The organism is Pantoea sp. ME81 (assembly GCF_903970985.1).
In the GTDB taxonomy this organism is placed as follows: domain Bacteria; phylum Pseudomonadota; class Gammaproteobacteria; order Enterobacterales; family Enterobacteriaceae; genus Pantoea; species Pantoea communis.
Genome location: NZ_CAJCKS010000166.1, coordinates 1 through 10,610 on the forward strand (window position 1 = coordinate 1; position 10,610 = coordinate 10,610).

The 10,610-nt window shown below is 52.2% G+C and carries 8 protein-coding genes and 1 pseudogene; 3 read left to right on the forward strand and 6 right to left on the reverse strand.

All coding sequences use genetic code 11. The annotated features are described in order from the left end of the window. Nucleotides 1-110 precede the first annotated feature (110 nt). The 3 genes and pseudogenes from H7A81_RS22060 to ackA form a co-directional block, all read right to left on the reverse strand. A pseudogene (locus H7A81_RS22060) lies at nucleotides 111-1,007 on the reverse strand (aminotransferase class III-fold pyridoxal phosphate-dependent enzyme); the annotation flags it as partial. A gap of 373 nt (nucleotides 1,008-1,380) precedes the next feature. After that, entirely contained in the window at nucleotides 1,381-3,525 is a 2,145-nt protein-coding gene (pta, locus tag H7A81_RS22065; protein WP_182058733.1) for a phosphate acetyltransferase, read from the reverse strand. Nucleotides 3,526-3,598: 73 nt separating this feature from the next. Continuing rightward, nucleotides 3,599-4,801, reverse strand: a complete 1,203-nt coding sequence (gene ackA / locus H7A81_RS22070; RefSeq protein ID WP_097116577.1) for an acetate kinase — start codon at nucleotides 4,799-4,801, stop codon at nucleotides 3,599-3,601. Nucleotides 4,802-5,140: 339 nt separating this feature from the next. Between ackA and yfbV the strand changes: the two genes are divergently transcribed. The 3 genes from yfbV (at nucleotide 5,141) to H7A81_RS22085 (ending at nucleotide 6,913) form a co-directional block, all read left to right on the forward strand. Then, complete coding sequence (gene yfbV / locus H7A81_RS22075; protein ID WP_034825085.1) at nucleotides 5,141-5,593, forward strand: terminus macrodomain insulation protein YfbV; 453 nt, start codon at nucleotides 5,141-5,143, stop codon at nucleotides 5,591-5,593. A 151-nt stretch (nucleotides 5,594-5,744) separates the two neighbouring features. Then, nucleotides 5,745-6,239 (forward strand): YfbU family protein, encoded by a 495-nt coding sequence (locus H7A81_RS22080; protein ID WP_058961294.1) that lies wholly within the window; start codon nucleotides 5,745-5,747, stop codon nucleotides 6,237-6,239. Nucleotides 6,240-6,253: 14 nt separating this feature from the next. After that, nucleotides 6,254-6,913: a sugar phosphatase gene (locus H7A81_RS22085; protein WP_058961295.1), complete on the forward strand. Its 660-nt coding sequence runs from the start codon at nucleotides 6,254-6,256 to the stop codon at nucleotides 6,911-6,913. Nucleotides 6,914-6,939: 26 nt separating this feature from the next. Here H7A81_RS22085 and yfbR read toward each other — a convergent pair whose 3' ends face one another. From yfbR to H7A81_RS22100, 3 genes are all read right to left on the reverse strand, one after another. Further along, the gene (yfbR, locus tag H7A81_RS22090) at nucleotides 6,940-7,539 is read right to left on the reverse strand and encodes a 5'-deoxynucleotidase (protein ID WP_034825080.1); all 600 of its coding nucleotides are present in this window, start codon (nucleotides 7,537-7,539) and stop codon (nucleotides 6,940-6,942) included. 186 nt (nucleotides 7,540-7,725) lie between these two features. Then, entirely contained in the window at nucleotides 7,726-8,943 is a 1,218-nt protein-coding gene (locus H7A81_RS22095) for a pyridoxal phosphate-dependent aminotransferase (RefSeq protein ID WP_034825078.1), read from the reverse strand. A gap of 27 nt (nucleotides 8,944-8,970) precedes the next feature. Next, the gene (locus H7A81_RS22100; RefSeq protein WP_166934748.1) at nucleotides 8,971-9,204 is read right to left on the reverse strand and encodes a hypothetical protein; all 234 of its coding nucleotides are present in this window, start codon (nucleotides 9,202-9,204) and stop codon (nucleotides 8,971-8,973) included. Between the last annotated feature and the right edge of the window lie 1,406 nt (nucleotides 9,205-10,610).

Below are 10,610 nucleotides of genomic sequence, written 5' to 3' on the forward strand. Positions count from 1 at the left end.
CACGATGCGTGCACAGATCACCACGCCTCACGACATGCATACCCGCTCTCACAGTGACAGGCTACCCCCCGAGCGTCCCCCCTTTCCCGACCCGCCACTCTTCCGTTCTTGCCCGCATAAGTGCCACCTAAACCACCCGGCTCAGGGGCATCCATCACTTCGGCACGCCCGGATACGGCCGATAACGGAAACCCGCCCGCCAGACTTTTTGCCATGGTGATCAAATCTGGCTGCACATCGTAATACTCACTGGCGAACAGCTTGCCGGTGCGTGCAAAACCGCTCTGAATCTCATCGGCGATTAACAAAATGCCGTGACGATCGCATAAGGCACGTAACGCAGATACAAACGCTGGTGGCGCAATATAAAAACCGCCTTCGCCCTGCACGGGTTCGAAAATGATCGCCGCCACCTGCTGTGGGCTGATATCACTGCGGAAAATCGCTTCCAGACTCTCTAATGCCTGATGCACGCTCACGTTGTGCAGCGCATTAGGATACTGGGCGTGAAATACCGAACCGGCAAACGGCCCAAAGCCGGTTTTGTAAGGCACGACTTTGCCCGTCAGTGACATCGTCATATGGGTGCGCCCGTGGAATGCGCCTGTGAACGCAATAATGCCGGGACGCCCGGTCGCCGCGCGGGCAATCTTCACCGCATTCTCTACCGCTTCTGCACCGCTGGAAAAGAAGGTGGTTTTCACCTCGCCACTAATGGGCACGCGCTGGTTAAGCCGCTCAGCGAGATGAATATAATTCTCGTAAGGGATAACCTGAAACGCGGTATGGGTAAAGCTATCCAGCTGCTGCTGCACGGCCGCCATCACTTTCGGATGACGATGCCCGGTATTCAGCACCGCAATGCCTGCCGCAAAGTCAGTGTATTCACGCCCATTCTGATCCCAAACCGTGGCGTTTTCCGCCTTAACCGCATAAAAATCACACATCACACCCACACCGCGCGGCGTGGCCTTCAATCGACGACGGTGCACATCACTGTTGCTCATCATTCACCTCGCAATTCACGGGAGCCTGAGATCAGTGTGAGCGGCGGGGTGTTTTTTCGCCAGTGAACCACTCTGACAAACAGTAAGAATGCTGAGGTGTGCACCTCAAAAGCGATGATCAAGTTTGAAAGACAGGGAAGGCCAGTGCGAAGAGCGAAGCGTCCGCGCCATGGACGGCGCGGCCGATCTGCAGGGATGCGTTAATCCTTCGCGATCGGACTGGCCTTCCCTGTCGTTTGCACCGAGCATTCAGCGACAACTGCACCCAGCCCACAGCAACACCCAGCCTTCACCACCCACCAATCTTAAAGCAAAAAAAAGAGCACAAGGTTTAACCCTCATGCTCCTTACGTTCAGCAGAAAGAAAAAGGAATTAACCTTCCGCCTGCTGTGACTGAATCGCGGTCAGTGCGATGGTATAAACAATGTCATCCACCAATGCGCCACGTGACAAATCGTTCACCGGCTTGCGCATACCCTGCAGCATCGGCCCGATGGAAATCAGGTCGGCCGAACGCTGAACCGCTTTGTAAGTGGTGTTACCGGTGTTCAGATCCGGGAAGATAAACACGGTCGCACGGCCTGCAACGGCAGAGTTTGGTGCTTTCGACTTCGCGACATCTTCCATAATCGCAGCGTCATACTGCAACGGACCATCGATCACCAGGTCAGGACGTTTCTCCTGCGCGATACGCGTCGCTTCACGCACCTTCTCAACATCGCTACCCGCACCGGAGTTACCGGTTGAGTAAGAAATCATCGCCACGCGTGGATCGATACCAAAGGCTTTGGCGGAATCCGCAGACTGAATCGCGATCTCTGCCAGCTGTTCTGGATTCGGATCCGGGTTAATCGCGCAGTCACCGTACACCAGCACCTGCTCAGGCAGCAGCATAAAGAACACGGAAGACACCAGTGAACTGTTTGGCGCGGTCTTGATCAACTGCAACGGCGGACGAATGGTATTGGCGGTGGTATGAACAGCACCTGACACCAAACCGTCCACTTCGCCACGCTCCAGCATCATGGTGCCAAGCATCACGTTATCTTCCAGCTGCTCCTGCGCGACCACTTCGGTCATGCCTTTGCTCTTACGCAACTCAACCAAACGCGGCACATAATTCTCGCGCACCACTTCTGGATCGACAATTTCAATGCCCTGGCCCAGCACCACACCCTGAGCGGCAGCCACACGCTGGATCTCGTCAGGGTTACCCAACAGTACACAAGATGCAATGCCACGCTCGGCACAAATCGCCGCGGCTTTCACGGTACGCGGCTCGTCGCCTTCTGGCAGCACAATGCGTTTGCCTGCTTTACGTGCCAGCTCGGTCAGTTGATAACGGAAGGCTGGTGGAGACAGACGACGGCTACGTTCGGAAGTCGCAGTGAGTGATTCCACCCAATCGGCATCGATAAAGCTGGCCACATACTCCTGCACCTTCTCAATGCGCTGGGTATCATCTGCAGGCACTTCCAGATTAAAGCTCTGCAGGCTCAGTGAGGTCTGCCAGGTATTGGTTTTCACCATAAACACCGGCAGGCCCGTCTGGAAGGCACGTTCACACAGACGCGCAATCGGTGCTTCAATCTGATAACCACCGGTCAGCAACACGGCACCGATCTCAATACCGTTCATGGCGGCGAGACAGGCTGCAACCAGCACGTCTGGACGATCGGCCGATGTCACCAGCAGTGAACCCGGACGGAAGTGCTCCAGCATATGCGGAATGCTACGTGCGCAGAACGTCACCGATTTCACGCGGCGGGTCTGGATCTCACCTTCGTTAATGATCTCTGCATTCAGATGGCGGCACATATCGATGGCACGCGTCGCGATCAGATCGAAACTCCAGGGTACACAGCCCAGAATCGGCAATGGGCTGTTAGCAAACAGCTGCTTAGGATCGATATTGGCAATATTTGCTTTCGTCGAATCATCGAAAATTTCAGACAGGTCAGGGCGCGTACGACCCTGCTCATCCACTGGCGCATTCAGTTTATTAATGATCACGCCGGTGATGTTTTTGTTCTTACTGCCGCCAAAGCTGCTTTGCGTTAATTCAATGCGCTCTTTCAACTGCGCAGGCGAATCATTGCCCAGCGCCGTCACGAACACGATTTCCGCATTCAGGGTTTTTGCGATTTCATAGTTCAGTGAAGAGGCAAACTGATGCTTGCGGGTTGGCACCAGTCCTTCAACCAACACCACTTCCGCGTCTTGCGCATTAGCGTGGTAGTTAGCAATGATCTCTTCCATCAACACGTCTTGCTGGTTCGAACCCAGCAGTGACTCAACGCGTGACATCTGCAGCGGTTCAGCGGCAGGGATTGCGGAGTTCTTACGAATGATGGTGGTGGTCTGATCGGGCGCATCGCCGCCCGCACGTGGCTGGGCAATCGGCTTGAACACGCTCAGGCGAACGCCTTTGCGCTCCATGGCACGAATCACGCCGAGGCTGACGCTGGTCAGGCCGACGCTGGTGCCGGTAGGGATGAGCATGATTGTACGTGACACTATAAAAACCTCTCAGGTGTTGCAGACTAGCCAAAACAACTCCGTCAGCCTGAGCTGACGGAGAGAAGTGTATTTAGGCGGTCAGACGCGCGGCGTCCTGGGCGATAACCAACTCTTCGTTGGTTGGGATCACCACGGCCGGGCGGGTGCCCTCTTTGTTGATAAAGCCAGACTTACCGAAGCGGGCCGCGAGGTTACGCTCGTGATCCACTTCAAAGCCCAGCAGACCCAGTTTCGCCAGCGCCAGCTCACGCACCATCGCCGCGTTCTCACCGATACCACCGGTGAACACCACGGCATCCAGACGACCTTCCATCAGCGCGGTGTAGCTGCCGATGTATTTCGCCAGACGATGGCAGAACACGTCCATCGCACGCTTGGCATCTTCTTTGGTCGCGTAGTTGTCTTCAACATAGCGGCAGTCACTGGTGACTTCGGTCAGACCCAGCAGACCAGACTCTTTGGTCAGCAGTTTATTGATCGCATCCACACTCATACCGAGGGTGTCATGCAGGAAGAACACGATAGCCGGGTCGATATCACCACTGCGGGTGCCCATCACCAGACCTTCCAGCGGCGTCAAACCCATAGAAGTATCGACGCACTGGCCGTTACGGATTGCAGAGACTGAACCGCCGTTGCCGAGGTGGCAAGTAATGATATTCAGTTCATTAACTGGCTTGTTCAGCATTTTGGCGGCTTCCTGAGTCACATAGTAGTGGCTGGTGCCGTGTGCGCCGTAGCGACGAACGCCGTGCTCTTTGTACAGTTTGTACGGCAGGGCATAAAGATATGACTCTTCCGGCATAGTCTGATGGAATGCCGTATCAAAAACCGCCACATTCTTATCTGACAGATGAGGGAAGTTCTTCAGTGCTTCGTCGATACCGATCAGATGCGCCGGGTTGTGCAGCGGAGCAAAAGAGGAAGCATCTTTAATGCCCTGAATCACCGATTCATCGATGATCACCGATTGAGTCAGCTGCTCGCCGCCGTGAACGATACGATGGCCGATTGCAGCGATTTGTGCCGAAAGCTCTGGTTTTTGTGCCAGAATAGTTTTAACAATGAAGTTCAGCGCTTCACTGTGCGCTGCACCTGCGCCGAGAGGCGCTTCTTGTTTGCTGCCTTCCAGTTTCCATTTGATACGCGCTTCAGGTAAATGGAAACACTCCGCCAGACCTGACAGATATTCGTCACCGGTGGCTGGATTGAGGATGGCAAACTTAAGTGAAGAGCTGCCGCAGTTCAGAACCAGTACTAACTTCGTTGACATGGAAGTACCTATTGATTAAAGAGTGGCTAAAAATAACGCAATCAGACTAACAGCGTAGCCCATGAATGCTGGTAGATTAATGATTAACATCATGCGGTAGTCAAAAAGAGACCGACATGCAAAAAAATTTCGGTAATTTTACGCAGATTTTTGAAATCTGCTTAGCGAAACATGGCTCTAAACCGCTCTTTTATTGAGCTGAAGCTTCCGGTAATGTTGCTAAAACGGCGTCAGAATACCCACTGTCACCCGCAAAGACAAAATCTTTTGAAGGATGTCACGTAAAGTTGTGTAGTTATCATTTTATTTTAATCGTTGCAGAATTAGTTGAGGTCTATCATGGCGAATGACACAAGCAATCCCGGCTGGTTTGGTTTATTCCAGAACGGTCAGCGTTACATGAAGACCTGGCCAGCCGATAAGCGACTGGCACCGATGTTCCCGGAAAACCGCGTGGTGACGGCAACGCGTTTTGCCATCCGCTTTATGCCCCCGCTGGCGATATTCACCCTGACGTGGCAAATCGCCATGGGCGGACAGTTGGGACCGGCGATTGCCACTGCACTGTTTGCCTGCAGTCTGCCGATGCAGGGATTGTGGTGGCTGGGTAAGCGCTCCATCACGCCATTGCCGCCGACGTTGCTGCACTGGTTCCACGAAGTGCGCGCAAAACTGGAAGAAGCGGGACAAGCGATTGCCCCTGTTGATGGTAAACCGACTTACCAGGCGCTGGCCGATGTGCTGAAGCGCGCCTTCAAACAACTCGACCGTACCTTCCTCGACGATCTTTGATCGATCATCCCCTTTTACTGCCAGAGAATGTGTGCAGTAACCGGGTTTAAATCAAAGAAAAGTGATGCGGGCAAACACGCATCGCTTTCCTTGTGTAATCATTTATCCATTGTTTAAATCTTAAGCGGCCGTGATGGCCCGGGAGCGAACCGTGGAAATGACCCATGCACAACGACTGATCCTCTCCAATCAATACAAAATGATGGCGATGCTTGAGCCGGAAAATGCGGAGCGCTATCGCCGCTACCAGACCATCATCGAACGGGGCTACGGCCTGCAACTGCGCGAACTCGACAAAGAGTTTGGCGAGCTAACGGAAGCCACCTGCCGCCAACTCATCGATATTATGGAAATGCACCATGCGCTGCATGTCTCCTGGTCGAACCTGAAAGAAGCCAATAGTATCGAAGAGCGTCGTCTGGCGTTTCTCGGCTTTGATGCGGCCACCGAGGCGCGCTATCTCGGCTATGTGCGCTTTATGGTGAACGTCGAAGGACGCTACACCCATTTTGATTCTGGAACTCACGGCTTCAATGCTCAGACGCCGATGTGGGAAAAATACCAACGTATGCTGGCGGTGTGGCACACTTGTCCGCGTCAGTATCATCTTAGCGCGAACGAAATCGCGCAGATTCTTAATGCCTGAATAAGGAGCAACGCGTGGAGTACAGGGGTTTTCTGTTTGATTTGGACGGTACGTTGGTGGATTCGTTGCCTGCGGTGATCCGCGCATGGTCATTGTGGGGCGAACGCCAGGGTCTTGCGGCGGAAGAAGTCCTGAACTTCATACACGGTAAGCCAGCGATCAATTCACTGCGCCATTTTATGGCTGGCCAGTCTGAAGAGGCGATTCAGGCGGAGTTTATGTGGCTTGAGCGTTTAGAAGCAGAAGACACGCAGGGCGTGCAAGCGATTCCGGGGGCAAAGGCATTGCTCGCCACACTCAACGAACTGCAGATTCCCTGGGCGATAGTGACCTCAGGATCTATCCCGGTGGCTCACGCGCGTCACAAAGCGGCGGGTTTACCGATGCCGGAAGTGTTCATTACCGCAGAAAACATCAAATTGGGTAAACCGAACCCGGAGCCGTATCTGCTGGGTGCTGAACGCCTGGGGCTGCCTGCAGCGGAATGCGTTGTGGTTGAAGATGCGCCCGCCGGCATTATTGCCGGGCTGGAAGCGCGCAGTGCAGTGGTTGCGGTTAATGCCCCCACGGATGCCCCGCGCCTGAATGAAGTGACCTGGCAGGTGAAAACACTGGAACCGCTGGTGGTTTCACCTACAGAAAACGGCATGTTTACACTTTCTGCCAACGTCTGACAGAACGGGCCATAGCGGCCCGTTTTTTATAATGGGGTATCCTGAGAAATTTCATCCAGCGACAGGCTAAAGCTTGGAATGAATATCTCTACAAAGTAATCCATTTCGGGGGAACGACGCTGTGACAGTGTTTTCTCCAGACGTGCTTTGGCCAGCAAAAACTCGTTATTTCCTGCTGACAGCTCTTCCAGACATTTCACGTAGGCGCACAGCGCGTCAGCCTGCTTCACCACCGCTTGTTCACTCTCGCTATGCAAATGCTCGTCAATCAACGGACGGTAGGCATCCTGCAATTCCGGCGGCAACATCTCGATCAACTTCTGCTGAGCGATCTTTTCGATCTTTTTGTACTCATGAGCAATTTGCGCGTTGTAATACTTCACCGGCGTGGGTAAATCACCGGTCAGCACTTCACTGGCATCGTGATACAGCGCCAGCATCGCAATACGCTCTGCATTGAGATTGCCGTTAAATTTTTTGTTTTTGATGATGGCCAACGCATGCGCCACCATCGCCACCTGAAGACTGTGTTCAGAGACATTTTCGGTGCGAACGTTGCGCATCAATGGCCAGCGATTGATCAGTTTAAGACGGGAGAGATGAGCGAAAAAGTGGCTACGGGTCATAGACGGTTCCTGTTCTCACGGCGGGGAAGGAGTGCCTTCCCCGAGATGAAAACAGTATATACCCTTCATACTTCGGGTTGCATGTACGTTAGCTGCGTTCACTTACCCAAGTCGCTCACGCAGGTAAGCAACCTGAATTCATTCACTTGCTGCCTGCCTGCATGCATTGCGGGTCAGTGTGTCAGACTACTGACGATAGCCTTGCAGGAAACGACCAAATTTATTGATCGCCATTTCCAGATCATCAACACGTGGCAAGGTGACGATGCGCACGTGATCCGGCCATGGCCAGTTAAAGGCGGTACCCTGAACCAGTAGCACTTTCTCTTGTAACAGGAAATCCAGCACCATTTTTTGATCGTCAAAGATGTTGAATTTCTTGGGATCGATGCGCGGGAACATGTACAAAGCGCCTTGCGGTTTCACGCAGCTGACGCCCGGAATGTCGTTGATCAATTCCCAGGCACGTTGGCGCTGTTCATACAAACGACCACCAGGTGCAATAAACTCGCTGATACTTTGATAGCCACCTAACGCCGTTTGAATCGCATGCTGAGCAGGCACGTTGGCGCACAAACGCATCGACGCCAGCATCTCCAGCCCTTCGATATAGCCCTTAGCGTGTTTCTTCGGACCGTTTAGCACCATCCAACCCTGACGGAATCCCGCAACACGGTAGGTTTTAGACAGGCCATTAAAGGTCACGGTCAGCAGATCCGGCGCCAGTGCCGCAATCGAATGGTGCTGTGACTCGTCATACAAAATCTTGTCGTAGATTTCGTCAGCGAAAATGATCAGGTTGTGCTGACGCGCAATCTCCACCACTTCCATCAGCAGTTCTTTGCTGTACACCGCACCCGTTGGGTTGTTCGGGTTAATGATGACGATGCCACGCGTGCGCGGGGTTATCTTACTGCGGATATCGTCCAAATCCGGGAACCAGCCCGCAGACTCATCACACAGATAATGCACAGCTTTACCGCTCGACAGCGACACGGCTGCCGTCCATAACGGATAATCTGGCGCAGGTACCAGCATCTCATCACCACTGTTCAGCAATGCTTGCATCGCCTGTACAATCAGTTCAGAGACACCGTTACCAATGTAGATATCTTCGACGGTAACATCGCGCATATCACGCGCCTGGTAGTGCTGCATAATCGCTTTACGCGCCGAATACAGTCCTTTTGAATCACAATAGCCTTGCGAACTCGGCAGGTTGCGAATCACATCAACCAGAATTTCATCAGGGGCTTCAAAACCAAACGGGGCAGGGTTGCCGATGTTGAGTTTGAGAACTTTGTTACCTTCTTCTTCCAGACGCTTAGCTTCTTTCAGTACCGGGCCACGGATGTCATAACAGACATTTTCCAGCTTGCCGGATTTATCAATTTGAAAATTCATCGTTACCGCCTTAACGGGCAGAGTCCTTTAACCTGCCACCAAAATCAAACCTGCCCAATTTACTCCTCTCACTGTCACAAAAGAAGGGCGGCTTAAGGTTTTGGCGCGTTTGCCAATGATTCCTGTCTTGGGTGGCGTAAAACGCAGTTTGCGAAGGTTAATCTGGTTAATGACTCTATTGTTTGATTTTTTTGTAATATAAAATGCTGGTGGTTTGTGCTGGCACTGTAAAGCCGCTAATCCATGGGTAATGGAGGTCATTAAGAAATTTTTTATTTACATCCTGCAAATAAAACCATTAGCGACCTGATGAAATAGTTAAAGAAATCTTGTTGGATGTCGAAGAACTAAACAGTGCCGTTGCAGCCATCGCTGGTGCCATTAAATGTCATGCATTCTTAATCCGTTTAAGGTGGCAGCATGAAGCGCTGCGAAGTGACCTATTCTGATAACAGCAGCAGGTTAAATAGCATTTACACTGTAACTTTAACGCGGCTGCAGCAGTTTAAGAACCTGGGGGGTTAAAAAATGAGCGCTGTTGTGGCAGGATGTGGCGGAAAAGGGATTTGGTCAAAAAATGCGATGATTTGATCGAAAACATTTCCCTTTAAAGCGTAAAAATGATTAAGTATAATTTATTATTTGATGCACTTTATCGCTTCGCATCAGCATAACATGATGTTATCTCTTTTTGACCCGCAGGCCGTTTTCGCGGGAAACTAGACAACTACGCAGCTTCCAGCATCTGTGCGACATACGTCTTCGTACCCGAAGTTGTTCTGTCTTATTAGACGGCACCCCTCTGAATACAGAGTGACGTATCCGTCGGCATCCGCCTGACACGATTTTTCCATGACAGCTCCACACAGGGCTGTCATTAAGCACCATTACCTCTTATCTATTTGATAAGTAGGGTAATACACCAGGGTAGTAGTTTTAAAAAATCTTATAAGTGAAGAAAAAACATGACTAATGCAAATCGTCCGATACTGAATCTCGACCTCGATCTGCTGCGTACTTTTGTTGCTGTTGCTGACTTGAATACTTTTGCGGCGGCGGCTGCAGCAGTGTGCAGAACGCAATCCGCAGTAAGTCAGCAGATGCAACGTCTGGAACAATTGGTAGGTAAAGAGCTGTTTGCCAGACATGGACGTAATAAACTGTTGACGGAGCATGGCATCCAGTTGCTAGGCTACGCCAGAAAGATCCTTCGTTTCAATGACGAAGCGTGCACCTCTTTAATGTACAGCAACATCCAGGGCGTACTGACTATCGGCGCCTCCGATGACACTTCCGATACCATTCTGCCGTTCCTGCTTAACCGCGTAACGTCGGTCTATCCGAAGCTGGCCATTGATGTGCGCGTCAAACGCAACCCGTTCATGATGGAAATGCTGAATCAGGGTGAGGTTGATCTGGTTGTCACCACGTCCAGTCCTGGTAATTTCACCCATCAGGTCCTGCGTACTTCTCCGACGCTTTGGTACTGTGCTGCGGATTACATCTTCCAGCGCGGCGAAGCCATTCCACTGGTGCTGCTGGATGAACCAAGTCCGTACCGTGACATGGCGATCGATTCGGCAGAGCGTCGTGTAGGGAAAGAGCGTACGTCCTGGTGTAGGTGCGGGGGGTCGCGGCTCGCTGAAGAAAACAGGCTGGAGCTAGCT